At 69.9% G+C, this 26,056-nt stretch carries 24 protein-coding genes and 1 pseudogene; 14 read left to right on the forward strand and 11 right to left on the reverse strand.

The window, feature by feature from the left end; translation table 11 throughout:
* Positions 1-76 precede the first annotated feature (76 nt).
* Positions 77-823: a helical backbone metal receptor gene (locus BLS95_RS24295; protein WP_090935395.1), complete on the forward strand. Its 747-nt coding sequence runs from the start codon at positions 77-79 to the stop codon at positions 821-823.
* Between the two features lie 9 nt (positions 824-832).
* On the opposite strand, the gene BLS95_RS24300 is transcribed toward BLS95_RS24295, so the two are convergent.
* The 4 genes from BLS95_RS24300 to BLS95_RS24315 are packed head-to-tail and all read right to left on the reverse strand — an operon-like array spanning position 833 to position 5,167.
* Entirely contained in the window at positions 833-1,981 is a 1,149-nt protein-coding gene (locus tag BLS95_RS24300) for an ROK family transcriptional regulator (protein ID WP_090935398.1), read from the reverse strand.
* 3 nt (positions 1,982-1,984) lie between these two features.
* Complete coding sequence (locus BLS95_RS24305; RefSeq protein WP_090935401.1) at positions 1,985-2,830, reverse strand: carbohydrate ABC transporter permease; 846 nt, start codon at positions 2,828-2,830, stop codon at positions 1,985-1,987.
* 7 nt (positions 2,831-2,837) lie between these two features.
* Positions 2,838-3,800, reverse strand: a complete 963-nt coding sequence (locus BLS95_RS24310) for a carbohydrate ABC transporter permease (RefSeq protein ID WP_245765237.1) — start codon at positions 3,798-3,800, stop codon at positions 2,838-2,840.
* Positions 3,797-5,167, reverse strand: coding sequence for an ABC transporter substrate-binding protein (locus BLS95_RS24315; protein WP_090936011.1), 1,371 nt, complete (start codon positions 5,165-5,167; stop codon positions 3,797-3,799). The genes BLS95_RS24310 and BLS95_RS24315 overlap by 4 nt, the downstream gene beginning before the upstream one ends.
* 420 nt (positions 5,168-5,587) lie before the next feature.
* Between BLS95_RS24315 and BLS95_RS24320 the strand changes: the two genes are divergently transcribed.
* The 3 genes and pseudogenes from BLS95_RS24320 to BLS95_RS59865 all read left to right on the forward strand — a co-directional run.
* Positions 5,588-6,577, forward strand: a complete 990-nt coding sequence (locus BLS95_RS24320) for a zinc-dependent alcohol dehydrogenase (RefSeq protein WP_245765238.1) — start codon at positions 5,588-5,590, stop codon at positions 6,575-6,577.
* Entirely contained in the window at positions 6,574-7,359 is a 786-nt protein-coding gene (locus tag BLS95_RS24325) for a sugar phosphate isomerase/epimerase family protein (protein WP_090935408.1), read from the forward strand. Before BLS95_RS24320 ends, BLS95_RS24325 begins: the two co-directional genes overlap by 4 nt.
* Positions 7,356-8,534: pseudogene (locus tag BLS95_RS59865) on the forward strand (MGH1-like glycoside hydrolase domain-containing protein); the annotation flags it as partial. The gene BLS95_RS24325 and the pseudogene BLS95_RS59865, both read left to right, overlap by 4 nt.
* 9 nt (positions 8,535-8,543) lie before the next feature.
* Here BLS95_RS59865 and BLS95_RS24335 read toward each other — a convergent pair.
* The gene (locus tag BLS95_RS24335) at positions 8,544-9,653 is read right to left on the reverse strand and encodes a zinc-binding dehydrogenase (protein WP_090936017.1); all 1,110 of its coding nucleotides are present in this window, start codon (positions 9,651-9,653) and stop codon (positions 8,544-8,546) included.
* A 4-nt stretch (positions 9,654-9,657) separates the two neighbouring features.
* Positions 9,658-10,620 (reverse strand): Gfo/Idh/MocA family protein, encoded by a 963-nt coding sequence (locus BLS95_RS24340; RefSeq protein WP_245765267.1) that lies wholly within the window; start codon positions 10,618-10,620, stop codon positions 9,658-9,660.
* Between BLS95_RS24340 and BLS95_RS58060 the strand changes: the two genes are divergently transcribed.
* Genes BLS95_RS58060 through BLS95_RS24350 form a run of 3 tightly spaced genes read left to right on the forward strand, consistent with a single transcriptional unit; the run spans position 10,567 to position 12,892 of the window.
* Positions 10,567-10,743 carry a hypothetical protein gene (locus tag BLS95_RS58060; protein WP_245765272.1) on the forward strand — a complete coding sequence of 59 codons (177 nt, stop codon included), beginning with the start codon at positions 10,567-10,569 and terminating at the stop codon, positions 10,741-10,743. The two genes, BLS95_RS24340 and BLS95_RS58060, sit on opposite strands and share 54 nt — an antisense overlap.
* Before the next feature lie 44 nt (positions 10,744-10,787).
* A complete protein-coding gene (locus BLS95_RS24345) occupies positions 10,788-11,759 on the forward strand; it encodes a glucosyl-3-phosphoglycerate synthase (protein ID WP_090935411.1) in 972 nt (323 codons plus the stop codon).
* Positions 11,756-12,892 carry a glycosyltransferase gene (locus BLS95_RS24350; protein WP_090935414.1) on the forward strand — a complete coding sequence of 379 codons (1,137 nt, stop codon included), beginning with the start codon at positions 11,756-11,758 and terminating at the stop codon, positions 12,890-12,892. Before BLS95_RS24345 ends, BLS95_RS24350 begins: the two co-directional genes overlap by 4 nt.
* Positions 12,893-12,901: 9 nt before the next feature.
* Here BLS95_RS24350 and BLS95_RS24355 read toward each other — a convergent pair whose 3' ends face one another.
* Positions 12,902-13,696: a universal stress protein gene (locus tag BLS95_RS24355; RefSeq protein WP_245765239.1), complete on the reverse strand. Its 795-nt coding sequence runs from the start codon at positions 13,694-13,696 to the stop codon at positions 12,902-12,904.
* A 205-nt stretch (positions 13,697-13,901) separates the two neighbouring features.
* Here BLS95_RS24355 and BLS95_RS55830 point away from each other — a divergent pair, with 205 nt between their 5' ends.
* Together BLS95_RS55830 and BLS95_RS24365 are read left to right on the forward strand one after the other, a co-directional pair.
* Positions 13,902-14,078 (forward strand): hypothetical protein, encoded by a 177-nt coding sequence (locus BLS95_RS55830; protein ID WP_176993363.1) that lies wholly within the window; start codon positions 13,902-13,904, stop codon positions 14,076-14,078.
* Between the two features lie 97 nt (positions 14,079-14,175).
* Complete coding sequence (locus tag BLS95_RS24365; RefSeq protein ID WP_090935421.1) at positions 14,176-14,724, forward strand: phosphatase PAP2 family protein; 549 nt, start codon at positions 14,176-14,178, stop codon at positions 14,722-14,724.
* Here the strand turns inward: BLS95_RS24365 and pip are convergent.
* Positions 14,678-15,649: a prolyl aminopeptidase gene (gene pip, locus BLS95_RS24370; protein WP_090935424.1), complete on the reverse strand. Its 972-nt coding sequence runs from the start codon at positions 15,647-15,649 to the stop codon at positions 14,678-14,680. The genes BLS95_RS24365 and pip overlap by 47 nt on opposite strands.
* A gap of 23 nt (positions 15,650-15,672) precedes the next feature.
* On the opposite strand from pip, the gene BLS95_RS24375 reads away from it, so the two are divergent.
* On the forward strand, positions 15,673-16,584 hold the full coding sequence (locus tag BLS95_RS24375) for a threonine ammonia-lyase (protein ID WP_090935427.1): 912 nt from the start codon (positions 15,673-15,675) through the stop codon (positions 16,582-16,584).
* Here the strand turns inward: BLS95_RS24375 and BLS95_RS24380 are convergent.
* Positions 16,572-17,156, reverse strand: a complete 585-nt coding sequence (locus BLS95_RS24380; RefSeq protein WP_245765240.1) for a hypothetical protein — start codon at positions 17,154-17,156, stop codon at positions 16,572-16,574. The genes BLS95_RS24375 and BLS95_RS24380 overlap by 13 nt on opposite strands.
* A gap of 85 nt (positions 17,157-17,241) precedes the next feature.
* Positions 17,242-17,661, reverse strand: coding sequence for a large conductance mechanosensitive channel protein MscL (gene mscL, locus BLS95_RS24385; RefSeq protein ID WP_090935432.1), 420 nt, complete (start codon positions 17,659-17,661; stop codon positions 17,242-17,244).
* A 221-nt stretch (positions 17,662-17,882) separates the two neighbouring features.
* On the opposite strand from mscL, the gene glgX reads away from it, so the two are divergent.
* The 4 genes from glgX to BLS95_RS24405 all read left to right on the forward strand — a co-directional run bounded on the left by glgX (position 17,883) and on the right by BLS95_RS24405 (position 25,513).
* A complete protein-coding gene (glgX, locus tag BLS95_RS24390; RefSeq protein WP_090935435.1) occupies positions 17,883-19,976 on the forward strand; it encodes a glycogen debranching protein GlgX in 2,094 nt (697 codons plus the stop codon).
* Positions 19,969-22,149, forward strand: coding sequence for a malto-oligosyltrehalose synthase (gene treY, locus BLS95_RS24395; protein WP_090935438.1), 2,181 nt, complete (start codon positions 19,969-19,971; stop codon positions 22,147-22,149). Before glgX ends, treY begins: the two co-directional genes overlap by 8 nt.
* A complete protein-coding gene (gene treZ, locus BLS95_RS24400; RefSeq protein WP_090935441.1) occupies positions 22,139-23,854 on the forward strand; it encodes a malto-oligosyltrehalose trehalohydrolase in 1,716 nt (571 codons plus the stop codon). Before treY ends, treZ begins: the two co-directional genes overlap by 11 nt.
* Positions 23,855-24,529: 675 nt before the next feature.
* Positions 24,530-25,513, forward strand: coding sequence for a hypothetical protein (locus BLS95_RS24405; protein WP_090935444.1), 984 nt, complete (start codon positions 24,530-24,532; stop codon positions 25,511-25,513).
* Positions 25,514-25,642: 129 nt separating this feature from the next.
* Here BLS95_RS24405 and BLS95_RS58065 read toward each other — a convergent pair whose 3' ends face one another.
* Positions 25,643-25,813 carry a hypothetical protein gene (locus BLS95_RS58065; RefSeq protein WP_245765241.1) on the reverse strand — a complete coding sequence of 57 codons (171 nt, stop codon included), beginning with the start codon at positions 25,811-25,813 and terminating at the stop codon, positions 25,643-25,645.
* Positions 25,814-26,056: the final 243 nt, after the last annotated feature.

Below are 26,056 nucleotides of genomic sequence, written 5' to 3' on the forward strand. Positions count from 1 at the left end.
CGCCGCCCGGGACGACCCCGGGCGGCGCGGGTCCGTGGAGGGGCTCACCAGGCGGCTGCGGATCTAGGCTGGCGGTGTGGACGACACAGGTGCTGACGTGCGGGTCCCCGACACGGTCCGGCGGATCGTGTCCCTGGTGCCGTCGCTGACCGAGTCGGTGGCCGCGACGGTCCCCGAGGCGCTCGTGGGGGCGACCGACTGGTGCTCGCACCCGGAGGACCTCGACGTGACCAGGGTGAGGGGCACCAAGAACCCGGACCTGGACGCGATCAGGCGGCTGCGGCCGGATGTCGTGCTGGCCAACGCCGAGGAGAACCGCGCGCCCGACATCGAGGCCCTGCGCGCCTCGGGCCTCGCGGTCTGGGTCACGAAGATCGAGACCCTGGCGGAGGCGTTCGCCTCGCTGGAGCGCATGTTCACGCACGCGTGCGGGACCGGCCGCCCCGGGTGGCTGGACGCGGCGGAGGAGGCGTGGCGCGAGCCCGGGCGGGGCCCGCGGCGGACGGCGATCGTGCCGATCTGGCGCCGGCCGTGGATGGTGGTGGGTCGCGACACGTTCACCGGAGACGTGCTCAGGCACCTCGGCGTGGACAACCTCTACGCGGGCCACGCGGAGCGCTACCCCAAGATCCCGCTGGCCGAGCTGGTCGAGCGGCGGCCCGACCTGGTGGTCCTGCCGGACGAGCCCTACGCCTTCAGCGAGACCGACGGGCCGGAGTGCTTCCCCGGCCTGGACTGCGCGCTGGTCAGCGGCCGCTTGCTCACCTGGTACGGCCCCTCGCTCGTCACGGCCCCCGGCCTGCTGCGTCGCGCCCTCGGCTGACGAACGAGGTCACGTCACCGTCGTGGCCAGGGCGGCGTCCACGGACGCGGGGGAGAGCACGTGCTCCATGACGATCACGGCCATCCCCACGATCCCCGCCCGGTCACCGAGCGAGGTCGTGACGATCTCCAGGTTCCTGGTCGTGTACGGCAGGCTGCGCCGATAGACGATCTCCCGGATGCCCGTCAGGTAGTGCTCCCTGGTCTCGGCCATGTCCCCGGCCAGCACCAGCACGCCAGGGTTGAGCAGGCTGACGGCCGTGGCCAGCACGATGCCCAGCGTGCGCCCCGCCTCCTGGGTGCGCGCGATGGCCCCAGGATCGCCCGCCTGCACCAGGCGTACGACATCGCGGCTGTACTGCACGCCGAGGTCGCCGGCCAGGGCGTGGCCGCTGGCCAGCGAGGCCACGCAGCCGCGTGAGCCGCAGGTGCACACCCGGTCGTCGGTCTCGCGCAGCCGTACGTGACCGATGTTCCCGGCGGCCTCCTCGACCCCCCGGTAGATCCGCCCGTCGATCACGATCCCGGTGCCTATCCCGGTGGACACCTTGATCAGGATCAGTGAGTCCGTGTCCCGCCAGAACGACCACCACTCGCCCAGCGCCATCGCGTTGGCGTCGTTCTCGACCAGGATGGGCACGTCGTACGTCTCCCCGAGCGCCGCCCCCACCGGATGGTCGTCCCAGCCCGGCATCAGGAACGACCTGATCACCCGGCCGGTGGTGTGGTCCACCGAGCCCGGCAGGTCCAGGCCGATGCCGCACACCTCGGCGGCCGTCCGCCCGACGCTGTCCAGCATGCGCTGGAACGCCTGCCGCACCCACGACAGCACGGCCTCGGGGCCGAGCTCGATGCGCATCTCGGTGCTCTCCTCGGCCAACGGGCGGGCCGCCAGGTCGGTCAGCGCCACCCTGGCGTGGCTGGCGCCCAGGTCGGCCACCAGCACCAGGCGCTTGGCGGCGTCCACGGCGAGCATGGAGGGCGGCCGCCCGCCTCCCGAGGCGCCGACGCCGGACTCGTGGATGTAGCCGGCGTCGATGAGCCGGTCGACCCGGTCGGTGATCGTCGACCGGGACAGGCCGGTGTACTCGATCAGTTCTTTGCGCGTCCGGCAGGAACCATCGCGGATGAGCTGGAGGATCTGCCCTGCCGTCAGCATGGTCTATCCCTTCTCTGCTCCTGCCGTGAGCCCCTCCGTCAGCAGTCGCTCGCCGGCGAAGAACACGATCACGATGGGCAGTGTCAGCACCACCGATCCTGCCATCAGGACCGTCGTCGGGATCTCTATGCTCCCCGCCAGCTGTGAGAGCCCCAGGGAGACGGTCCAGCTCTCCCTCCTCTCCACCAGGAAGAGCAGGGCGAACAGGAACTCGTTCCAAGCGATCATGAATGCGTAGAGGCCGGTGGCCAGCAGCGCGGGCCTGGACAGCGGCAGCACCACGCGCCAGATGGTCGACAGTCTCGTGCATCCGTCGATCGCGGCCGCTTCCTCCACGCTTCGCGGCACGGTCTCGAAGTAGTTGCGGAGCATGTATACCGTGACGGGCACCGTTTGCGCGATATAGACCAGGATCAGGCCGACCAGCGATCCCCGTAGCCCGAGCATCGTGAACAGCACGAACAGCGGGATGGCCAGCACGATCGCCGGAAAGAGGTAGACGGCCAGGAACAGGAAGTGCACCTGCCGCCGGCCGAAGAAGCGCAGCCGCGCCACCGCGTACGCGCCGGGGATCGAGATCAGCAGCGTGCACGCCACCGAGGCGACCGCGATGATCGCGCTGTTCCTCAGGAAGGTCAGGAAGCCCTGCCTGGTCAGCACGTCCACGTAGGTGTCCAGGGTGAAGCCGCGGGGCCACAACGAGCCCGGTTCCAGGATGAGCTCCTGGATGTCGCGGACGGACAGCATCACCATGTAGAGGAACGGGAACGCGGTGATCAGGAAGAGGAAGGCGATCACCAGCGGCTTCAGCACCTTGAGGAGCCCCCGCTCGAACCTGTCCCTGCTCATCGGTCGCTTAGTTCTCACGTTCGCCCCCCGCGAAGAAGCGCAGGTAGATGGCCAGGAAGACGACCAGGAACAGGGCCAGGACGATCGCCTGGGCCGCCGAGGCACCGATGTCGTCGCGGGCGGTCAGGAAGTTGTAGACGCGCACGCTGACCACCTCGGTCCCGGCCCCGCCCCCGGTCAGCAGGTAGACGTCGTCGAACTTGGTGAAGGTGAACACGAACCGCAACACCGACAGCAACGCGATGATCCGCCAGAGCTGGGGCATGATCACGTACCGGAACCGCTGGGTCGGCGTGGCCCCGTCCACCACCGCGGCCTCGTCCAGCTCCGCCGGCAGGGCCTGCAGCCTGGCCAGGATGAACAGGAACGCGAACGGGAAATACCGCCACGCCTCGAACGCGATCACCGTCAGCAGCGCCACCGGCACCTGCACCCCCAGGAACTCGCCCCTGGCCTGGGTCAGGAAGGCGATGGGCTCGCTGAGCCAGGTGTTGACGATGCCGTACTGGGGGTTGAGCATCGTCTCCCACAGGAACGCCACCGCCACGACCGGCGCCACGTACGGGATGAGGATCGAGGCCCGGATCAGGGTCCGGCCCCTGAACCTGTCGCGCAGCGCCAGCGCCGTCACCAGCCCGATCGCGATCGACAACACCGTCCCCGCGACGGTGTAGACGAGCGTGTTGACCAGCGAGGACCAGAAGCCGGGCTCGGACATCACGTACGTGAAGTTCTCCAGCGTGTAGTGACCGAAGACGCCCACCCGGCGGATGTTGATGAGCCGCGCGTCCTGGAACGCCAGCATGATCGCCCACAGCAGCGGCAGCACCACCACGACCAGCGTGATGATCAGCGTCGGCGAGATGAGCGCGAGCCCGGCGCGCCCCTCCTGCTCCCGCAGCGTCCGCCCGCGCGACCGGCGCCCCGGCGGCGCCGGCGGCCTCACGGTACGGGCGGGCGTCGCGGTCATTGCCGGATCCCGCGTTTGATCGACTCCACGTCGGCCTTGGCCTGGGCGGCGGCGGCCTGCGGGGTCAGCGACCCGTCGGCGACCGAGCTGAGCGCCTTGGGCACGGGCAGCTCGCCCATCGTGGCGCCGACCAGCTTGCCCTGCCCCTGCGGGATGCCCCAGCGGGCGAAGGTGTCGGGACTCTTGCGCAGGGCGTCGAGCACGTCGGCCGGGTAGACGTCGGCCAGCGGCTTCTTGGTGTCGACCCCGGCGGGCAGCTTGTTCCACCTGTCCTCGAAGCCCTTGCGGGTGGGGAACTTGCCCTCGGGCGCCATGCCGATCCAGCGCTCGTAGCCCTCGTTCATCATGTAGGAGACGAACTTGGCCGCCGGGTCCCTGGAGGCGTCCCGGGTGATCACCCACGAGACGATCTCGCCGTACTGGGCGGGCGCGCTCCCGTCGGGGCCCTTCAGCGCCGTGACCACGCCGGTGTTCGCGGCCAGCCACTCGGGGTCGGCGCGGCACTCCTGGCAGCTCGGCGTCGCGTCCTTGCGCAGGCCCGCCAGCTCGTCCAGGATGAACGACGACCAGATCGTCATGGCCGCCTTGCCGGAGAAGTAGGTGGCCCGGGTGGAGTCCACGTCCTGCTTGCCCTTGACGGAATAGTCCCTGGCCAGCTTCGCGTAGAAGTCGAACGCCCTCACGCACTGCGGCGAGTCAAGGGTGACATTTCCGGAATTGTCCACGAGCTGGCAGCCGTTCGCCTGCGCGACGTGCTCGAAGCTCTGCGCGGTGAAGGCGTCCTTCGGCGCGATGGCCAGGGTGATGCCCGCCACCCCACCCGTGTTGAGCTTGGCCGCCGCGGCCTCCAGGCTCTCGTACGTGTCCGGCGGCCGCAGCCCGGCCTTCTCGAACAGGTCCTTGCGGTAGAGGATCAGCTGGGCCCACCCGTCGCTGGGCACGCCGAGCAGCTTGCCCCCCGAGCTGTCGAGCTCCAGGGCCCGGGCCGAGAACGAGTCCCGGCCGAGCTGGTCGACGACCTTGGCGGGGGTCTCGGTGTCGAGCAGGTCGTTGGCCTCCATCTCGCGCACGGCGGCCAGCGGCAGCGCCCCGATCACGTCGGGCAGGTCGCCCGCCGCGGCCGCGGCCGTCATCGTCTGGCTGAACTGGTCCTCGGCCACGCCGACCAGCTTCACCTGGATCCCGGTCTTACGGGTGAACTCGGAAACGATCGTGTTCTGGACGGCCATCCGGTCCGGGAGGTTCTCCTCGGTCCAGACCGTGATCTGGTTGGCCGCGGACTGCTCGCCACCGCCGTCACCGCAGGCCGCGAGCGAGGCGGCGATCAGCAGCGTGGCGGAGAGGACGGCGGTTACCTGTTTCGGCATGGCACGCTCCTCCATTTGGGGTTATGCCGCCCTTACCCCTGCCACGATCCGGGCAACGTGCGGTAGTCGATACGAGACCGGTCTGTACTCTCCTCGTGCTTACGACCGTTAAAGCGGATCATGTCCCGAAAAAATCTACTTTGGGCCTTTTCGGTCATCCGTAAGTCACCCAATGGCCTGGAAACCCCTGGTCGGCGGGCAGGCAGGGCTTGCCGGTATGGTGGCTTTCCGGAAGACACGCTGCCAGAAACCCCAATTTCATCAGCCGCCTCCGGCGGAAGTCGTAGACTTAAGAGTGTTACGAGCGCAACTAACGACTGCAAACGACTCGTAAAGCTTCGACTTTTGTTTGATCATTAAGCGTAAGTGTGGGGAATGCGCGTCATCACTTTTCAACAGCCAGGCCAAGTCCGCGTCAGCGTGGAGTCACCCGCTGTCCTGGTGCCGGGTTCCGTACGCGTCCGTACGATCTATTCCGGAGTCTCCGCGGGCACCGAGCTCACCGCCTATCGCGGTACCAATCCATACCTGAGCCGTAAATGGGACGCCGAGCGCCGGTTGTTCGTCGACGGGCGGACGCACGCCTACCCGCTGGCCGGCTGGGGTTACCAGGAGGTCGGCGAGGTGGTGGAGGCGGCGCCCGACGTGGCGGATCCCCCCGTGGGCAGCCTCGTCTGGGGCATCTGGGGCCATCGGGCCGAGGCCGTCGTGCCCGCGGAAAAGCTCGTGGGCCACGTGCTGCCGCCCGGGGCCGACCCGCTGACCGGCGTCTTCGCCCGGGTCGGGGCCATCGCGCTCAACGCCGTGCACGCCGCCGACGTGCACCTCGGCGACCAGCTCGCGATCTTCGGACAGGGCGTCATCGGGCTGCTGGCCACCCGCCTGGCCGTCCTCAGCGGCGCCCGGGTGGTCGCCGCCGACGCCATCCCCGACCGGTTGGAGCTGGCCCGCAGGTTCGGCGCGGCCGAGGTGTTCGACGTGCGGTCGGGGTCGGTGGCCGAGTTCACGCGCAAGCGCATCGAGGGCGCCGACACGGTCATCGAGCTGAGCGGCAGCCATCTCGGGCTGCACGAGGCGATCAGGACCGTACGCAAGGGCGGCCGGGTCGTGGCAGCCGGGTTCTACCAGGGCGACGGCATCGGGCTGCGGCTGGGCGAGGAGTTCCACCACAACCAGGTCCAGCTCGTCTCCTCCCAGATCGGCGGCGTCGCCTCCTGGCTGGCGCACCGGTGGGACGTCGAGCGCCTGCAGCGGACGTTCATGCGGCTCGTGCACGAGGGCCAGGTCGAGGCCGGCGAGCTCGTCAGCCACGTCATGCCCGTCGACCAGGCAGCCGAGGCCTTCGACCTGCTCGACCAGCACCCCTCAGAGGTGCTCCAGCTCGTCTTCCACTTCGAGGAGGCACAATGAAGCTCGCCGTACAGGAGCAGCTTCTGCCCGGTCGCACGCTGCAGGAGAAATTCGCGTTCGCGGTCGAGGCCGGATTCGACGCCATCGAGCTGCGGGGCAAGGGCGACTTCCACTTCGCCGGCCGCCTGACCGAGCTCAAGCGGGCGCTGGCCGACGGCGTGGTGATGCCGACGGTGTGCGTGGACATGCCGCACTTCATCGGCGACTTCGACGCCGCCCGGCGCAAGGACGCCATCCAGCAGCTCAGGTCCCAGCTCACGGTGATCGGCGAGCTGGGCGGCCTGGGCGTCATGACCCCGGCGTCGTGGGGGCAGTTCTCCCGCCGGCTGCCACCGTTCGAGCCGCCGCGCAGCGCCGAGGAGGACCGCGAGGTGCTGACCGAGGCCCTCGGCGTGCTGGGCGAGCACGCCCAGCGCAACGGCGTGCTGATCATGCTGGAGCCGCTCAATCGCTACGAGAACCACATGGTCAACACCCTGGCCGAGGCCGTGTCCTACTGTGCCATGGACTCGATCAGGGTCGTCGGCGACACCTACCACATGAACATCGAGGAGGACGACCCCTGCCGCTCCCTGGCCGAGGCCGCGCCCTACCTCGCGCACATGCAGATCAGCGAGTCCAACAGAAACCAGCCCGGCACGGGGCACCTCGACTGGGGCGCGCAGCTCGCCACGCTCGACGCCGTCGGCTACGACGGCTATCTCGCCCTCGAATGCCGGCTCCGCGGCGAGCCCGAGATCGTCCTTCCCCAAACCGCAGCCTTCGTCAGGAAATTCCTATGATCCTCCGTGACGCCGTGCGGGTCCTGGTCGCCAACTGGGACGGCAGCCATACGGTTCCCTCCCGCCGTCTCTATCCCCATCAGTGGAGCTGGGACTCGGCCTTCACCGCGATCGGCAACGTGCACTGGTCGCCGCGGCGGGCCCGTTCGGAGCTGCTCGCCCTGTTCGGCGCCCAGTGGGACGACGGCAGGGTGCCGCACATCGTGTTCAACCCGCGGGTGCCGGAGGGCGCCTATTTCCCCGGCCCCGAGTTCTGGCAGGTCCGGGCGCCGTCCGGGAGCGCGACCTCGGGCATCGTCCAGCCGCCGGTGCACGCGCTGGCCGCGTGGAAGGCGCATCTGGTCGAGCCCGACCCGGCGTTCCTGCGCAGGATCTATCCCCGGCTGGTGGCCCAGCAGGCGTTCCTGCGCGCGGCCCGGCGCTCGCCCGAGGGCCTGATCTCGATCGTGCACCCCTGGGAGTCGGGCATGGACAACAGCCCGGCCTGGGACCTGCCGCTCAAGGCGGTGCAGGCGGGGCAGTCCGGGTTCGTCCGCAGGGATCTCGCCGACGTCAGCGCCGACGAGCGGCCCACCGACCGCGACTACGAGCGTTACGTCGCGCTCGCCCGCGCCTATCGCGACTCCGGCTACCGCGATCCGGGAGCCTTCCAGGTCGAGGATCCGCTGTTCAACGCCGCGTACGGGGCGGCGGAGAGCGCGCTGGCCAAGATCGCGGAGGTGTGCGGCCTGGACCCGGAGCCGCACGAGCGGGAGGCGGCCGCGATGACCGCCGCCATGGTCGAGCACCTCTACGAGGACGGCCTGTTCCACCCCCGCGACCGGCTCACCGGCTGCCTGATCCGCTCCAACAGCGCCGCCGGGCTGACCCCGCTCATGCTGCCCGGGCTGCCGCGCGAGATCGTCAACGCGCTGGTCGGCACCGCGCTGGACCGGTTCGCGCTCAAGGACGGGGTGCTGCCCAGTTTCTCCCCGGTCGCGCCCGAGTTCGACCCGGCCCGCTACTGGCGCGGCCCGAGCTGGATCAACCTCACCTGGCTGGTCTGGCAGGGGCTCAAGGAGCGCCGCCCCGACCTGGCCGGCCCGCTGGTCGAGGGCGTGGTCAGGGCGGTCGCGCAGTCGGGCTTCCGCGAATACTTCGACCCGTTCACGCTGCGCGGGCACGGTTGCCGGGACTTCAGCTGGTCAGCCGCCCTCGTCCTCGACATGGTCGCAGAGCACGGCCTGGATGGCCTGCCGGCGGCCCGTCGCGAGGTCGGACAGCAGGCCGGGGGCCTCGGGGAATCCGACGACGTCGGTGATCACGTGCTCGCGTAGCGGGCCGCCACGCTCGCGGAGCAGCCCGATCGTCTCGTGTGACAGCCGTTCGCGGTCCCAGGCGTGCGCCAGGCCGCGCGGCACCCTGCCGATCTGTGCGCAGCGCACGGTCAGCCCGTTGTGGTGGAACTCCTCGCCGAGCCGCACCTCCTGCGCGCCCTGGGTGTAGAAGGCCAGGTCCACCAGCGTGCCCTGGGGGCGCAGCAGCCGCAGCGCGAGCGCCAGCGCCCTGGGCTGGCCGCGGCACTGGAAGACCACGTCGGCGCCGCGGTCGCTGGGGCTGTGCCGCCAGCGGCGCTTGAGCGCCACGGCCGGGTCGTCGTCGGCGGCCAGGACGTTCGCGCCGAGCCGGGCGGCGATCGCGAGCCTGGCGGCGGTCTCGTCCACGACCACGACCTCGGCGGCGTCGGCCCACATCGCGAAGCAGGCCGTCAGCAGCCCCACCACGCCCGCGCCGACGACCGCCACCCGCCGTCCGCGCACGCCGTCCCCGAGGTGCCGTACGGCGGGTCCGTGCAGGTCGTGGGCCGCGTGCAGGAGTCCGTTGGCGCAGATCGGGCCCATGTGGGCGACGTAGACGCCGAGCACCGGGTCGAGGTCGTCGGGCAACACCACAAAGCGGTCGGCCATCGGGTCGGCCACGTACGCGGTGCGGTGCCCGTACGCCATGGCGACCAGCGAGCCTTCGGCGACCGCCCGGGTACGGCTCTCGACCACCAGGCCGACCTGCATGTAGCCGATGCCGCGTACCGGGTAGGTCACCGAGGGCGTGCCCTCACTGAACAGCCCGAGCGCCGGGTCCCAGGACGAGGTCAGGTAGGGGTTGGTGCCCTTGACGTAGGTCAGTTCGGTGCCGGCGGAGACGCCGCTGTGCGTGGTCGCCACCAGGAACCCGCCCTCGGGCAGCTCGGGCAGCTTCTCCTCGACCAGTTCCACCCGTCCGGGCGCCTCGATGCTGAGCATTGCCGCGACGTTCATGGCCTCACTCCGCGAGTCCGGCTCGGTCACCGGCTGTCACCGCTGTCGCCTCGCCGGCGGGGTCGAGGGTCACGGGCCGGCCGTCGGCCGCGGACCGCGCGAGCGCCAGGGCCAGGCGGTGGGTGCGCAGGGCCTCCCGGTACGGCACGCGCACGTCGGCCTCCAGGCTCCGGACGGCGTTGATGAACTCCCGGTCCACCCGCGTCTTGGCCTGGCCGTTGTCCTTGATCACCCGTTCGCCGTCCACCAGCAGCCGGGTCTCGCTCAGCTCCAGCGCGATGCCGTCGGCGCACACCTCCAGGCCGACCCGGTGCTTGCGGGTGAGCAGGCACGAGGTGGCCAGCAGCCCGGCCGCGCCGTCCGCGAACCGCAGCACCGCCGCCGTGGCCCGGTCCACCTCGCCGTTCACCTCGCCGTTCACCTCGCCGTCAATGGGGGTGGTCCCGCACGGTACGGCGTGCACCATCGTCACCTCGCCCACCAGGAGCCGCGCCAGGTCCAGCACGTGGACCGCCTGCTCCACGATCTGGCCGCCGGACCTGCCGCGGTCCAGCCACCAGGCGACCGGGGGGACCTTGTCCAGCCAGTGGCCGAGCGCGAGGCGTACCGGGCGGCCGGCGAGCAGGTCGTGGGCCCGGGCGGCGATGTCCAGGTAACGCCAGTGATGGCCGACGGCGGACGGCAGAGATCTCCGCTCTATTTCGGACGCGATTATTTCTGCGGTTTGGAGGTCAAGCGAAAGGGGTTTTTCCACAAAAATCGGCAGATTGCACGACAGAACATCAAGCTCCGGGTTACCGTGCGCGAAAGGAGGCACACAGACATAGACAGCATCCAGACCGCCGGCACTGAGCAAGTCCGCATGGCCTCCGTAGGCGCTGGCGCCATGTCGTGAGGCCAGAGCCTCGGCTCTGTGGGGATCTGTGTCGGCGATCCCAGCGATCGTGACATCGGGGAAACCGGACAGGACGTCTGCATGACGAGCGGCGACATTTCCGGCACCTATGATGCCGACTCGGGTTATCGGGGACACAATCCGGCATATGCCACCTATAGCCGCGATCAAACAAAAATGTTCGAAGGCGTATAGATCGGGCAAGATGCCGTGACCCTCATGAGATCGGGACTGACCGCATGGATACAGATCTGCGAGCCTTGACCGGCGACCAGCAGTGGTATGGCCCGCACTCGAGCAGCGCAGCCGAGTGGCCGGTCGACGCCTTGATGCTGGCCAAGGGCAAAACCAAGATAAGTGTCGTACTGCCCGCGCGTGACGAGGAGAGCACCGTGGGCGACATCGTCTCCGTGATCCGCCGCGATCTCGTCGAGCGGACCCCGCTCGTGGACGAGATCGTAGTCGTGGACTCCAAGTCCACCGACCGCACCGCCGAACGGGCCCGTGCCGCGGGCGCCCGGGTGGTGAAGCAGGACGAGGTGCTCCCGCACCTGCCGGCGTTGACGGGCAAGGGGGAGGCGCTCTGGAAGGGGCTGGCCGCCTCCGGCGGCGACCTCGTCGTGTTCGTGGACGCCGACCTGCGGAATTTCGCCGCGCACTACGTGTCGGGGCTGGTGGGCCCGTTACTGGTGAACAGCGGCACCCACTTCGTCAAGGCCACCTACGAACGGCCGTTCACGGGCGCGGACGGGGTGGTGCATCGTGGCGCGGGCGGCCGGGTGACCGAGCTTGTGGCCCGGCCGCTGCTCAACCTGTTCTGGCCGGAGCTGGCCGGGTTCGCCCAGCCGCTCGGCGGCGAGTACGCCGGGCGCCGCGAGGTGCTCGAACGGGTGCCCTTCGTCACCGAGTACGGCGTGGAGTTCGGCCTCCTCGTCGACCTCCTCCAGCTCATCGGGCTGGACGCGATGGCCCAGGTGGACCTGGGACAGCGTACGCACACGCATCAGTCGATGGCCGCGCTCGGCCGGATGGCCGGGCAGATCATGCTCACCGCCTGGTCCCGCCTGGAGCGCCAGGGCCGCGTGCTGGCGTCGGAGCCTCCGGCGCACACGCTGCTGCAGTTCGGGCCCGAGGGCGCCGACCTGGTGAACGTCGCCGTGGCGGAGCGACCTCCGCTCGCTTCCCTTGTCCTTGAGGAGGATCCGGCATGAAAGTCCTGGTGAACGCGGGGCCCTGGCTGGGGGTGCCGCCTCCCGGCTACGGCGGGATCGAGAACGTGGTGGCCACCCTCGTCCCGGCGCTGCGCGAGCGCGGCGTCAGCGTGGTGCTGGCCTCGGTCGGGTCGAGCACCCTTGAGGTGGACGAGCTCATCAGCACCTACGACGACGGCCAGTTCACCGAGCTGCAGAAGCCGTACAACCAGGTCATGGGCATCGCGCACGCGCACCAGGCCAGGGTGGCGGCCGAGCTGCGCGCCCGCGACGACATCGACCTCGTCCACGATCACCTGGAGGTGGTCGGGCCGGCGATGCTGTCGGCGCTCGGCGGGCCGCCGGTGCTCCACACCCTGCACTGGGACCTGCGCAAGCACCCCGCCTTCTACGGGGCGTTCCCGCCGTCGATCGCCGTCAACGGCGTGTCGGAGTCGCAGCTCGCCCGCGCCCCCGCGGCCCTGCGCGCGGCCTCGCTCGGCGCCGTCCACCTCGCCACCCCGCTCGCCGACGGGAACGGCGACCCGCGGGTGGACCGGGGGGAGCACTTCGTGGTCATGGGCCGCATCTGCGGGCTCAAGGGTCAGCACGTGGCGGCCCGGATCTGCCAGAAGCTCGGCCTCCCGCTGGTGCTGGCCGGCCCGGTCTGCGGCCGGAACACCGCCGCCGAGCTGGACGTCGTCACGCAGAACCCCTACCACCCGCTGCACAGCCACCCGGACGTCCGCTACCACCTGGACCAGGTCTCCCGCTATCTCGACGAGGAGCGGGTCAGATGGGTCGGCGCGGTCAGCGGCCCGGCCAGGGACCTCCTCTACGCCTCGGCCAGGGCCGCGCTCTTCCCGATCCAGTGGGACGAGCCCGGCGGCACGGCCGTCGTGGAGGCCCTGGCCCTCGGCGTCCCCCCGGTGGGCCTGCGCCGCGGCTGCCTGCCGGAGATCATCGACCACGGCCGCACGGGCTTCCTCGCGGACACCGAGGAGGAGCTGGCCGAGTGGATGCTGCGGGTCGACGAGCTGGACCCGGAGGAATGCCGTCGCGAGGCCCGCCGCCGCTTCTCACCCTCGGTCATGGCCGACCGTTATCTGGAACTGTACGAAACCATCACGAAGCGTCGCCTGCCCCCCACGTGACAGGGCGGTTCAGGAGAAGCCCCTGGGCAGCACGGTGACCGGACACGAGGAGGCCCGTAGGACCTTCATGGCCAGCTCGCCGAGAAAGACCCGGTGCGGTTGCGCGTCCTCGCTGGCGGCGCACACCAGCAACTCGCCGGGCAACCACTCGACGTCCTCCATGGCGGCGGCCACGGAGTGCCCCTCGGCCACCTCCGACTCCGCCTCCATCCCGGTGCTCTCCCAGGCCAGGCGCACGGCCAGGGCGAGGTCGTCGCGGAGCCTGCCCTGGTCCTCGGTGCGCAGGTCGAAGGTGACCAGCCGCAGCGGCACGCCGAGCCGCAGCGCCGCCTGCGCCACCCGTTCGACCGCCTCGTCGCACTGCGGCCGGTGCACGTAGGCCAGCGTGAGGCGGGCGGGGGCCTCGGGCGGGACATAGCGGGCGGGCGCCAGCATGACCGCCTCGGCCGAGCGGTGCAGCAGGTGGTCGGAGGTGGCGCCGATGGCGATGCGGCCGGGCGGCCCGCCCGCCGCGGAGCCGGCCACGATCAGGTCGGCCCTGATCCTGCTGGCCAGCACCGACAACCCGCGGCCCGTGCCGCGGCTCTCGAACGCCATGTACTCGGCCGCGGTCGCGCCCAGCTCCTCCGCCGCGTGCGCCAGGTTGGCCTGTGCCTCGACCGCCAGCCCGGGGCTGCCCGGCGGGTAGATCGTCGCCACGGTCAGCTCGCCACCGGTGACCCGGGTGATCGCGGCGCCCAGGGCGAGCGCGTCCCGCCCGCCCGGGTCGGTGGTGTAGCCGACGATCACGTGCTCTCCGATCACGACTGCCCTCTTACCCGATCTGAACTGGGAATACGCGGCTTTATCGGGAACGTTGCAAACATACGGAGGCGCAAAAAAGGTGAAGATCACTCTTGACACCCGCTTCAATGGAGCCCTGGGTCCGGTCTCGCTTCGTGAAGCGGTTCAGCAACTCAGAGAGCGGGATCTCGCGTGCACGGTGTCCTCGGAGACCGTGGAGGAGAAGGTGACCATTTTCTCCGACTGCGTGGAGCGCGGGTTCACGCCGCTCCGCAGTGAGATCATGGCCGCCTATTACGTGGCCGAGCGCGACGCCACTACCGAGGCGTTCGACCGAGGGCTGATCACCAAGGCCGAGCTGGAGAGCAAGCAGGCCGCCCTGGCCGCCCGCCTCCTGACCTGAGACCACGCTTTTCCCGACTTTTCGCCGGGTAGGGGCGGCGGTTGACGATCTTTGTTCGTTAGGTTGTGTCCATTGATCATTCACGGAATGGACACACGTGTACCAGGACATCGTCGGCTTCGCCAACGCCACGCCCGGGTGGCTGCACACCTTCGCCGAGGTCGGCACGGACGCCGGGTTATTCGTGTTCGCGGCGCTGTTCGCGGTGGCCGCGCTGCGAGCCTGGCGGGCTCCGGCGCGTGACCTGGCGCTGGTGATCGCGGGTCCGGCCGGGGTGGTGCTCGCCTACCTCGTGAGCGAGGCCCTCAAGACCTTCGTCAGGCAGGAGCGGCCGTGCCGAGGCGGGGTCGAGACGATCGCCGCCTGCCCGCCGCCGGACGACTGGTCCTTCCCCAGCAACCACTCGGTGATCGCGGCGGGGGCGGCGGGCGCGCTCGTCCTGGCCTGGCGCGCCCTGGCCTGGGTGGTGCTGCCGCTGGCGGCGCTGATGGCGTTCTCGCGGGTGTTCGTGGGCGTGCACTATCCGCACGACGTGGCCGCGGGGTTCCTGCTCGGGGTGGTGCTCGCCCCGCTGTTCACGCTGCTCGCGGTGGGGGCCGTCACTCCTGCCGTACGGCTCGCGCGAAGCGGTCCGTCGCCTCGATGAGCCGGTGCAGGATGCCCGGCTCGGTGAAGGCGTGCCCGGCGTCGTCGACCACCTGGAAGTCCGCCTCGGGCCACGCCTGGTGCAGGTCCCAGGCGGTGGCCATGGGCGTGCAGGCGTCGTAGCGGCCCTGCACGATCACGGCCGGGATGTGCCTGATCTTGTCGACGTCCCTGATGAGCTGGCCGGGCTCGAACCAGCCGGCGTGGTGGAAGTAGTGGTTCTCGATCCTGGCGAAGCAGAGGGCCAGCTTGTCCTCGCCGAACTCGGCGACGCGCTGGGGGTCGGGCAGCAGCGAGATCGTGGCGGCCTCCCACTGGGCCCACGCCTTGGCCGCCGCCAGCCGGGCCACCGGGTCCGCGCCCTCCAGCCGCTCGCGGAAGGCCGCCACCAGGTCCTCGCGCTCCGCGGCGGGGATGGGGGCCACGTACCTCTCCCACAGGTCGGGGAACAGGTGGCCGGCGCCGTCCTGGTAGAACCAGCGCAGCTCCTGGGGCCGCAGGGTGAAGATGCCGCGCAGCACCAGCTCGGTCGTGCGGTCGGGGTGGGACTGCGCGTACGCGAGCGCCAGCGCGCTGCCCCACGACCCGCCGAACACCTGCCACCGGTCGATGCCCAGGTGCTCCCTGAGCCGCTCCATGTCGCGTACGAGGTGCCAGGTGGTGTTGGCGCTCAGATCCGTGGCGGGGTCACCGGCGTGCGGGCGGCTGCGGCCGCAGTTGCGCTGGTCGAACAGGACGATCCGGTAGCGCTCGGGGTCCCACTGGCGGCGGTGCTTGGCGCTGCACCCGCCTCCCGGGCCGCCGTGCAGCATGACCGCGGGCTTGCCGGTCGGATTGCCGCAGACCTCCCAGTAGATCTCGTTGCCGTCGCCGACGTCCAGCAGGCCCGAGTCGTGGGGCTCGATCGGCGGGTACAGGGTTCTCATGGCCCCACACTAGGGTTGACCGCATGGAGCTGGTTACCCTCGATGACATCCGGGCCGCCGCCGAGCGGATCAAGCAGGTCGTGGTGCGCACCCCTCTCGTCCGCATGGGCGAGGCCTGGGTGAAGCCGGAGAGTTTGCAGCCGGTCGGATCCTTCAAGCTCAGGGGTGCCTACAACGCGGTGGCCTCGCTGCGGCCCGGCGGGGTGGTCACCCACTCCTCCGGCAACCACGGGCAGGCCCTCGCCTACGCGGCCGGGAAGTTCGGCGTGCCGTGCGTGGTCGTCGTGCCCGAGGGCACCCCGCAGATCAAGGCCAGGGCGATCGAGTCGCGCGGGGCCGAGCTCGTGGTCGTGCCGCCCGAGGAGCGCGAGGTCGTGGCCGAGAAGCTGGCGGCCGAGCGGGAGCTGACCCTGGTGCCACCCTACGACCACCCCGCGGTGATCGCCGGTCAGGGCACGGTCGGGCTGGAGATCCTCGCCGACCTGCCCGACGCCGAGGTGGTGCTGGTGCCGGTGGGCGGGGGCGGCCTGGCCTCCGGGGTCTCCTCGGCCATCAAGGCCCTCGCCCCGGGCGTGCAAGTGATCGGAGTGGAGCCCGAGCTGGCCGCCGACGCCGCCGAGGGCCTGGCCGCCGGCCGGCGTGTGGTGTGGGAGCCGGCCAGGACCTTCCGCACCATCGCCGACGGGGTGCGGACGCCGCTGTCCGAGCTGACCTTCGCGCACCTCAGCGCGCGGCTCGACGGCATCGTGACCGTGTCCGAGGACGAGATCAAGGCCGCCATGGGACACCTGGCCCGGTCGGCCCGGCTGGTGGCCGAGCCGACCGGGGCCGTCGCCACGGCGGCCCTGCTGTCCGGGCGTGTCCCCGCCGGCCGCACGGTGGTCGTGCTGTCCGGGGGCAACGTGGACCCCGACCTCTACCGTCAGGTGGTCTGAGCCCAGGTGTGGCGGGCCAGAAACGAGCGGTCGCCGGTGGCGTACTCGCTGAAGGCCCGCTGCACCTCGGCCAGCTCCGGCACCATGGCCCGGATGAGCGTGTTCTCCTTGTACTCCAGCTCGTAGCCCGGCGAGACCTGGAGGAAGTGGCGGCCGAAGTTCACCAGCGCCACGAACGGGTTCTGCGGCGACAGCGTGGCCAGCACGTCGTTGACCAGGCCGAGGTCGGGGTCGTGGACGATCATGCCGTCGCCGGTGTGGAGCTGCATGCCCTCGTAGACGCCCAGCGGCGCCACGTTGTGCACCAGGTCGCGCTGAGGGTCGTAGCAGACCAGCCCGTGCGCCCGCGCGATGGTGAACACCTGGGCGGAGGTCTCGTCCATGGTGTCCAGGTCCATCGACACCAGCACGTGCCCCGGATAGAGCGTGACCTCCCCCGGCAGCTCCTTGGCGACCTCGGGCACGTCACCGCCGCTCACCGGACGGGTCCTCCTGACCGCCAGGTAGGTCGCGCGTGCCTGGTCCCTGCCGATCGGAACCGGCTCGTCCCAGACCATCAACTCAACGCTCATCGGTCCATCTTGTCGGACCCGCACCCTGCCCGCGCGCCACTGGTCCAAGAGCAGGAAACCCGCGTCGCGGCATAACCGGGCAAACTCACGCGGGCTTCTCGGAATTCGGCACCAGCTCGACCGTGCAGTGCGCGCAGCGCCGCGCCTCGGCGGGGATGTCGCTGAGGCATTCGGGGCACTGCTTGGTGGTCGCGGCCTTGTGGCGGTCGAGCAGGCTGACCAGCCGGGCCATGGGGGCCATGATCAGCCAGTAGACGATCGCCGAGATGGTCAGGAAGCCGAGCAGGTGGTTGAGGAAGTCTCCGTACCGGAACCTGCTGCCGTTCACGGTGAAGGAGTAGTTGGCGAAGTCCGGCTGCCGGCCGCCGGTGACGGCGCCGATCAGCGGCGTGACCAGGTCGGTGACCAGCGCCTGCACCAGACCGCTGAACGTGGCGCCGACGATGACCGCCACCGCCAGCTCGACGATGTTGCCGCGCAGTAAGAACTGTTTGAAACCGCTCATGCCAACCGCATGTAGCCCGGAGAGGCGGAGGCAAACGATCCGGGTGCATGCTGTGGACGTGGGCCGCCTCCGATACCGCGCCGTTGGAGGCGGCTCACCCCCCTTTGAGCTCGAACGGAGTAATGATCCGGTGTGCGTGGGAAAGAACAGGGCAGTCGGGCTCGGTCTTGTTCGGCAGAGCGGGGGAACGGAACATGGGGAGAGACCGCAAGGGAGCCTCGATGATCGAGATCTGGCCGGGAGATCCCTATCCCCTGGGGGCCACCTACGACGGCGCGGGCACCAACTTCTCGCTCTACACCGAGGTCGCGGACGCGGTCGAGCTGTGCCTCTTCGACGAGGACAACACCGAGTCCCGGGTGTCGCTGACGGAGGTGGACGGGTTCATCTGGCACGGCTACCTGCCGGGGATCGGGCCTGGCCAGCGTTACGGATACCGGGTGCACGGGCCCTACGACCCGGCCCGCGGGCTGCGCTGCAACCCGGCCAAGCTGCTGCTCGACCCGTACGCGATGGCCATCGAGGGCGGCGTGAAGTGGCACGAGGCGGTGTACGGATACCGGTTCGGCCAGCCCGACACCCGTAACGACCTCGACTCGGCCCCCTACGTGCCGCGCTCGATCGTGATCAACCCGTTCTTCGGCTGGGGGCACGACCGGCCGCCCGCGACGCCGTACCACGACACCGTGATCTACGAGGCGCACGTGCGGGGGCTGACGACCAGCCATCCCAAGATCCCCAAGCACCTGCGCGGCACATATGCGGCCCTGCACCACCCCGAGATCCTCGACCACCTCACCAAGCTGGGCGTGACGGCGATCGAGCTGATGCCGGTGCACCAGTTCGTCACCGACCACATCCTGGAGCAGCGCGGGCTGGCCAACTACTGGGGCTACAACTCCATCGGGTTCTTCGCGCCGCACAACCGCTACTCCAGCCAGGGGCAGCGCGGGGGCCAGGTGCTGGAGTTCAAGGCCATGGTCAGGGGGCTGCACGAGGCCGGCATCGAGGTCATCCTGGACGTCGTCTACAACCACACCGCCGAGGGCAACCACCTCGGGCCGACGCTGGGGTTCCGGGGGATCGACAACCCCGACTACTACCGGCTGGTCGAGGGGGACAGACGTTACTACGTGGACACCACGGGCACCGGCAACAGCCTGCTCATGCGGTCCCCGCACGTGCTGCAAATGATCATGGACTCGCTGCGTTACTGGGTGATCGAGATGCACGTGGACGGGTTCAGGTTCGACCTGGCCTCGACGCTGGCGCGGGAGCTGCACGAGGTCGACCGGCTGAGCGCGTTCTTCGACCTGGTGCAGCAGGACCCGGTGCTGTCGCAGGTCAAGCTGATCGCCGAGCCGTGGGACGTGGGTCCGGGCGGCTACCAGGTCGGGAACTTCCCGTCGCGGTGGACGGAGTGGAACGGGCGCTACCGCGACACGATCAGGGACCTGTGGCGGGGGCAGGCGGCGACCCTGCCCGAGTTCGGGTCCAGGTTCACCGGGTCGAGCGACCTCTACCAGGACGACAGCCGCCGCCCGGCCGCCTCGATCAACTTCGTGACCTGCCACGACGGCTTCACCCTCCAGGATCTCGTCTCGTACAACTCCAAGCACAACGAGGCGAACAAGGAGGGCAACCGCGACGGCACCGACGACAACCGCTCGTGGAACTGCGGCGAGGAGGGCCCCGCGGGGATCGACGTCGAGTCGCTGCGTGAGCAGCAGAAACGCAACTTCCTCACCACGCTCTTCCTGTCGCAGGGCGTGCCGATGCTCTCGCACGGCGACGAGCTCGGGCGCACCCAGCGCGGCAACAACAACGGCTACTGCCAGGACAACGAGCTGACCTGGGTGGACTGGTCGGACGTGCGGGAGAACTGGCTGCTGCTGGAGTTCACCCAGAGCCTGGCCGCGCTGCGCAAGAAGCATCCCGTCTTCCGGCGCAGGAGGTTCTTCTACGGCAAGCACGTACGCGGGCTGAACGACATCGCCTGGCTGACCCCCTCCGGGGAGGAGATGACCGACAGCGACTGGCACGTCGGATACGCGAAGTCGCTGGCCGTCTTCCTCAACGGCGACGCCATCACCGAGCCGGACCGGCGTGGCCGGACGATCCGGGACGACTCGTTCCTGCTGCTGTTCAACGCCCACCACGACACGATCAAGTTCACGATCCCCAAGGACTACGGCGAGATGTGGCACACCGAGATCGACACGGCCATGCCGATCAGGCTCGACGCCCGGATGTGCCGGGCGGGGGAGGCCGTCGCGGTGCCGGGACGCAGCGTACGGGTGCTACGCCGTGTCTAGGCCCACCTCCACCTACCGGGTGCAGCTCACCCCCGACTTCGGTTTCGCCCAGGTGGCCGAGATCGCCGGTTATCTGCGCGATCTCGGCGTGAGCCACGTCTACCTGTCGCCGATCCTGCAGGCCACGCCCGAGTCGCGGCACGGCTACGACGTCACCGACCACTCCAGGATCAGGGAGGAGTTCGGCGGGGCGAGCGGGTTCAGGGAGATGGCCCAGCAGCTGGCCGCCCATGATCTGGGCGTGGTGGTGGACATCGTGCCCAACCACATGAACACGGTCAACGCGCAGTTCTGGTCGGTGTTGCGGGACGGGCCGGCCTCGCCGTACGCGAACTGGTTCGACATCGACTGGAACGACGGGAAAGTGGCGCTGCCCGTGCTGGGCGACGACGTCGCGTCGGCGGTGGACGGCGACGCCGGGCCGGTTCCCGACGGGCTCGTGGTGGACGGCGAGGTGCTGCGTTACCACGAGCACGCCTACCCCTATCCCGGGCACTACCGGCTGGTCGGCTGGCGTGCGGGGCCCGGATACCGGCGCTTCTTCGACGTGGCGTCGTTAATAGGGCTGCGGGTGGAGGACCCGGCCGTGTTGTTCGCCACGCACGAGGTGATCTTCTGGCTGCTGGACGAGGGGCTGGTCGACGGGTTGCGCGTCGACCATCCCGACGGGCTGGCCGATCCCCGGGGCTACCTCGAACGGCTGCGCGACCGGGCGGGCGGCGCGTGGACGGTGGTGGAGAAGATCCTCATCGGGCCCGAGCGGCTGCCCGACGACTGGGCCTGCGACGGGACCACCGGTTACGAGGTGCTGAACCGGGTCAACGGGCTCTTCGTCGATCCGGCCGGGCAGGCGCCACTCATCAAGATATTTGCGGATATGACGGGGCAGCCTTCCGCATACCGGCCCGTGATGGCGCAGGCCAAGCAGGAGGTGCTCGACCTGTTCTTCGGCGCCGAGGTGGACCGGCTGGCCCGGGCCGCCTCCTGCGACCCGGCCGCCGTGCGCGAGCTGCTCGCCGCGATGCCGGTCTATCGCGCGTACGTGGTGCCGGGGGAGCCGCCGCCGCCCGAGTCGGTGGAGATCGTGGAGCTGGCCGCCGACGCCTGCTCGCCCGCCGTGCGACCGCTCGTCCGCGAGGTCCTGTACGGCTCCGCCGAGGCGATCGTCCGGTTCCAGCAGGCGTGCGGGCCGGTCATGGCCAAGGGGGTCGAGGACACGGCGCTCTACCGGTGGTATCCGCTGGCCTGCCTCAACGAGGTGGGCGGGGAGCCGGACCGGTTCGGGGTGTCGGTGGAGGACTTCCACGACTTCTGCGCCGAGATGTCGCCCTATACGATGACGACGTTGTCCACGCACGACACCAAGCGGTCCGAGGACGTACGGGCAAGGTTGTCGGTGTTGTCGGAGCTGCCCGGGGAGTGGGGCGCGGCGGTGGCGGAGTGGTCGTCGGCCGTGCGGTTCGATCCGCTGCTGGACTACCTGGCCTGGCAGAACCTCATGGCGGCCTGGCCCATCTCCGTCGAGCGGTTCACGGACTACCTGCTCAAGGCGGCTCGCGAGGCCAAGACCGCGATTTCCTGGATAAATCCGGATCCGTCCTATGAGCAGCGGCTGCGGGACTTCGCCGCGGCGGCGGTCCGGCAGCCGGTCGGCGAGTTCGCCGAGCGGATCGAGCCGTTCGCCATGTCCAACTCGCTCGGGGCCAAACTGGTCCAGCTGATGATGCCGGGGGTGCCCGATGTGTACCAGGGCAACGAGACGACCGACTTCTCGCTGGTCGATCCGGACAACCGGCGGCCCATCACCTACCCGCGCAAGCCCGAGACCTCGTGGGACGCGGCCAAGCTGCTGGTGACGACCCAGGCGCTGCGGCTGCGGCGGCGGCTCGGGGGCGCGGCGCCGTACGCGCCTCTGGAGGCGGAGGGGACGGCGGCGGAGCACGTGATCGCCTTCACCCGCGGCGGAGACGCCCGCGGCCGGCCGCTCGCCGTCGCCGTCGCCACCCGCCTCCCGGTACGCCTGGCCGCCACGGGATGGGGCGCCACGACCTTGACCCTGCCCGCCGGGACCTGGCGCGACCTGCTCACCGGCAATTCCCACACCGGGCGGATCCCGCTCGCTCACCTACTCGGTCAGTATCCGGTCGCACTGCTGGAGAGACATGATCTTTGAGGTCTGGGCACCGAGGGCCACGGCTGTCGAACTGGACGTCCTGGGCGGGCGTCGTCCCATGTCGGCGGGGGCGGGGGGCTGGTGGTCGGCCGAGGTGGCCGGGGCCGGGCACGGCACCAGGTACGCGTTCCTGGTGGACGGGGACGGGCCCTATCCCGATCCGCGCTCGCGGCGTCAGCCCGAGGGGATCTTCGGGCCGAGCGCCGTGTACGAGCACGCCCGGTTCACCTGGTCCGATCACGACTGGCGGGGGCGTGACCTGCGGGGGGCGGTGATCTACGAGCTGCACGTGGGGACGTTCACGGCGGAGGGGACGTTCGAGGCGGCGATCGAGCGGCTGCCGCATCTGGTGGAGCTGTGCGTGGACCTCGTGGAGGTCATGCCGGTCGCTCCCGTGCCCGGGGGGCGTAACTGGGGGTATGACGGGGTGGACCTGTATGCCGTGAACGAGACGTACGGGGGGCCTGACGGGCTCAAGTCGTTCGTGGACGCCTGCCATCGGGCCGGGATCGGGGTCATCCTGGACGTCGTCTACAACCATCTCGGTCCGTCGGGGAACTTCCTGCGGCCGTTCGGCCCCTATTTTTCCGACTTTAAGGGGAGCTATTGGGGCGATGCGGTCAATCTGGACGGGCCCGGCTCTGACGAGGTGCGGCGATACTTCATCGGCAACGCCGTCCAGTGGTTGCGCGACTACCACCTCGACGGGCTGCGCCTGGACGCCGTGCACGCGCTGCACGACCGGCGCTCCCGGCACCTGCTGGCCGAGCTGTCGGAGGAGGTCGACGCGCTGGCGTGCTCCGTCGGCCGGCCGCTGTCGCTGATCGCCGAGTCCGACCTGAACGATCCGCGCATGGTGCGCCCTCTGGAGGCGGGCGGACTGGGGATGACGGCGCAGTGGAACGACGACGTACACCATGCACTGCACTGCGCGGTGACGGGGGAGTCGCACGGCTACTACCCGGACTTCGCCGGGCTTGCGGCGCTGGCCAAGGTGCTGACGTCCGGAGTGTTCCACGACGGGTCCTATTCGAGCTTCCGCGGCCGTACGCACGGGCGGCCGTTCACGGGCGTACCCGGCCATCGGCTGGTCGCCTGCCTGCAGAACCACGACCAGATCGGCAACCGCCCCCAGGGCGACCGGCTGCCGATCCCGGCACTCAAGCTGGGCGCGGGCCTGCTGCTGACCTCGCCGTTCACCCCGATGCTCTTCATGGGGGAGGAGTGGGGGGCGCGCACACCGTTCCTGTTCTTCTCCGACCACGTCGAGCCCGAACTGCGGGAGAGCGAGGCGGTGCGCAGGGAGCGGGAGTTCGACGGGTTCGGGTACACGTGGGACGCGCCGGATCCGTCGGAGGAGGAGACGTTCCTGCGCTCCAAACTGGACTGGGACGAGCTGAAGGAGGAGGCGCACTGGTCGCTGCTGTGCTGGTACCGCGACCTGATCGCGCTGCGCAAGGCGCTGCCCGAGCTGTCCGACCCGCGGCTGGACCGGGTCCGGGTGGAGGTGGATCCGCAGGGGAAGTGGCTGGTGATGTGGCGGGGGGAGCTGGCGGTGACCGTGAACTTCGCCGAGGAACCGGCGCTGGTGCCGGTCGCGGCCGGAACCGTACTGCTGTCCTCGGACGAGCCCCCGACCCCAACCCAGACCGGCCTCCACCTCCCCGCCCAGTCCATGACCATCAGCCGACCCACCCCCCAGTAACCCACCACACCACCGCCCTTCGACCCCTGATCACGCCCTCGCCGCCCTGCTCACGTCCTCGACGTCTTGCTCACGTCCTCCGCCAAAGTCCGACCACCACCTGAACCACTACCACCTGAACCACGAGCACCCGCCCTCAACGGACGCCCAGCCGCTCAATCGACGCCCCACCGAACGACCAGATACCATCCGCAACCGGTCAGCCCTTGACCAGCCCTTGACCAGCCCCCATCAGCTCCTGGTCAGCCCGGACCGGCCCTGCAGCGGCCGAGGCGACGCCCATCCACGGGACCCGCACCAGCGGCCCGCCAGCCCCTGACCAGCCCCGCAGCGGCCGAACCGACCCCCACCCCTGAACCGGCGCCCCCGGAACCGACCCCCCGGAACCGACCCCCCGAAACCCGCACGCCCGGAACCCGCATCAGCGGCCTGCCCGAACACCTGGCATCGAACCGACGCGCAGCCCTTCAACCGCCCGCCCCCTTAATCGACGCCGGGCTGCGCTGCACCCATAGCCCGCCCGGCCGGCCGGCCCCTACCTAAAACGAGTTGTCCACAGGGGTGCGCATGGCTGTCCCTCGTTATCCACAGAACCGCGCTCCACCCCACACACCCCCGACCCCACCCCCCATCCTGAGTGCCTCACGCAGTTCGACCCGCCCCCCGGAGGCACCAATGAAGATCGTTCTCCCGCTGCCCGGCACGCTGACATCCCAGTTCATCGTGGCGATGGAGCACCTGACATTCGACATCGAGTCGTTCGTGCCCTGGCGCGTCGGCGGCCCCTTCAGAAGGGCGGCGACGAGCGCGCTGGCCACGGGAGCCCTGACCGTCACCCATCACCCGACCCCATGGAGACCCACCGGCCTCACCTTCGCCGACGAGGAAAGACGCCGCCTGCGCCGCACGAGCGAACATATCGTGGTGTCCACCACGGCACCCCCGCACAAGCTCCCCGCCACGATCCAGGCGGCGCGAGCCACGGCCAGGGCACTGGCCCGCCAATGCGACGGCCTGCTGATCGACCCGCTGACCGGCTCCTCCATCCTGACCTGCGGCAGATGCGCCGGCGAGCCTACAGATTTCCACCTCAAGGACGACTGGCTGAGCTGGGACGTCCAGGTGCACGACGCCGCGACCTGCCCGCCGTGGGACCCGGCCGACACCGACGTGTGCGACTGCCTCCGCGTGACTTCGCGTGGTCTCCACCGCTTCGCCCTCCCGGAGATCACCCTCGACGGCGCCGCGTGCGCCCACAACCTGTGCGCGACCAACCTCCTGCGCACGGTGGCCCACCGCCTGACCACCGACCACCTGGCCTACGTCACCACCCATCCTGCAGCCACCAGCCGCCAGATCGACGATTTCCTCCAGATCCACCCCGCAGGCCAGCTCGATGGCGGCCTTCCCTTCGGCGTACAGCTGACCCCGTACGACGCGGCCCTCGGCGAGCTGGGCCGCACCGGCAGCATCCGCCGCCTGAAGGTCGGCCCCCCACCAGGCACAGGCCAGATCACCTGCCTCAAGGTCGGCCCACCTTCCGGCTTCACCGGTTCCCTCAACGACTGGCTCTGCGCCACCCAGGAAGCCGGCCACACCACCTTGACCCCCTTGATCGACTCCCCACCCCTAGACCCAGCCCCCGCCCTCGCCGCCTAACCCAAGCCCCCACAACAAGCCCCCCAGCCCCAACCCAGCACGAGACCACCCACGACACCACCACCCGACTTACCCCACCACGAGTCGTGCTGCCCTGAGCCATGCCGTTCCGGCGCGTACGGCCCCGGCTCAGAGCATGCCCGGCACCGGCACGAACAACTCCATGCACCCCAGCCACAACCCGACCCGCAATCCAAGCCACAACCCGACCCGCAATCCAAGCCACAACCCGACCCGCAGCCCGAGCCACAACCCGACGCGCAGCCCGAGCCACAACCCGACCCGCAGTCCGAGCCACAATCCTGACCCACAGTCCGAGCCACAACCGATCCACAATCGAAGCCACAACCCTGACCCTCAGTCCGAGTCGCAATCGACCCACAACCCAACACACCGTCGGCTTGCACGACCAGGAACTGCGCGTCCCAGAGCGACGTGCCAAGTGGTGACTTCAACCGTTCTGACCCGTTTTGATGAGAAAAGTCCATGGTCGTCTTGAACCGTTCGGGGCAGTGGCGGCGTCCAAGTGGGGTGATCCCGTTT

It is taken from the genome of Nonomuraea jiangxiensis (assembly GCF_900099965.1).
GTDB lineage: Bacteria > Actinomycetota > Actinomycetes > Streptosporangiales > Streptosporangiaceae > Nonomuraea > Nonomuraea jiangxiensis.

Bases quoted from the DNA above. Each gene is read 5' to 3' on its own strand.
- BLS95_RS24325 (WP_090935408.1), top strand. From the start codon at position 6,574: ATGAAGCTCGCCGTACAGGAGCAGCTTCTGCCCGGTCGCACGCTGCAG.
- BLS95_RS24380 (WP_245765240.1), bottom strand. From the start codon at position 17,156: ATGAGCGTTGAGTTGATGGTCTGGGACGAGCCGGTTCCGATCGGCAGG.
- glgX (WP_090935435.1), top strand. From the start codon at position 17,883: ATGATCGAGATCTGGCCGGGAGATCCCTATCCCCTGGGGGCCACCTAC.
- BLS95_RS24315 (WP_090936011.1), bottom strand. From the start codon at position 5,167: ATGCCGAAACAGGTAACCGCCGTCCTCTCCGCCACGCTGCTGATCGCC.
- BLS95_RS24350 (WP_090935414.1), top strand. From the start codon at position 11,756: ATGAAAGTCCTGGTGAACGCGGGGCCCTGGCTGGGGGTGCCGCCTCCC.
- BLS95_RS24305 (WP_090935401.1), bottom strand. From the start codon at position 2,830: ATGAGCAGGGACAGGTTCGAGCGGGGGCTCCTCAAGGTGCTGAAGCCG.
- BLS95_RS24310 (WP_245765237.1), bottom strand. From the start codon at position 3,800: ATGACCGCGACGCCCGCCCGTACCGTGAGGCCGCCGGCGCCGCCGGGG.
- mscL (WP_090935432.1), bottom strand. From the start codon at position 17,661: ATGAGCGGTTTCAAACAGTTCTTACTGCGCGGCAACATCGTCGAGCTG.
- BLS95_RS24375 (WP_090935427.1), top strand. From the start codon at position 15,673: ATGGAGCTGGTTACCCTCGATGACATCCGGGCCGCCGCCGAGCGGATC.
- BLS95_RS24335 (WP_090936017.1), bottom strand. From the start codon at position 9,653: ATGAACGTCGCGGCAATGCTCAGCATCGAGGCGCCCGGACGGGTGGAA.
- BLS95_RS24300 (WP_090935398.1), bottom strand. From the start codon at position 1,981: ATGCTGACGGCAGGGCAGATCCTCCAGCTCATCCGCGATGGTTCCTGC.
- BLS95_RS24405 (WP_090935444.1), top strand. From the start codon at position 24,530: ATGAAGATCGTTCTCCCGCTGCCCGGCACGCTGACATCCCAGTTCATC.
- treZ (WP_090935441.1), top strand. From the start codon at position 22,139: ATGATCTTTGAGGTCTGGGCACCGAGGGCCACGGCTGTCGAACTGGAC.
- BLS95_RS24345 (WP_090935411.1), top strand. From the start codon at position 10,788: ATGGATACAGATCTGCGAGCCTTGACCGGCGACCAGCAGTGGTATGGC.
- pip (WP_090935424.1), bottom strand. From the start codon at position 15,649: ATGAGAACCCTGTACCCGCCGATCGAGCCCCACGACTCGGGCCTGCTG.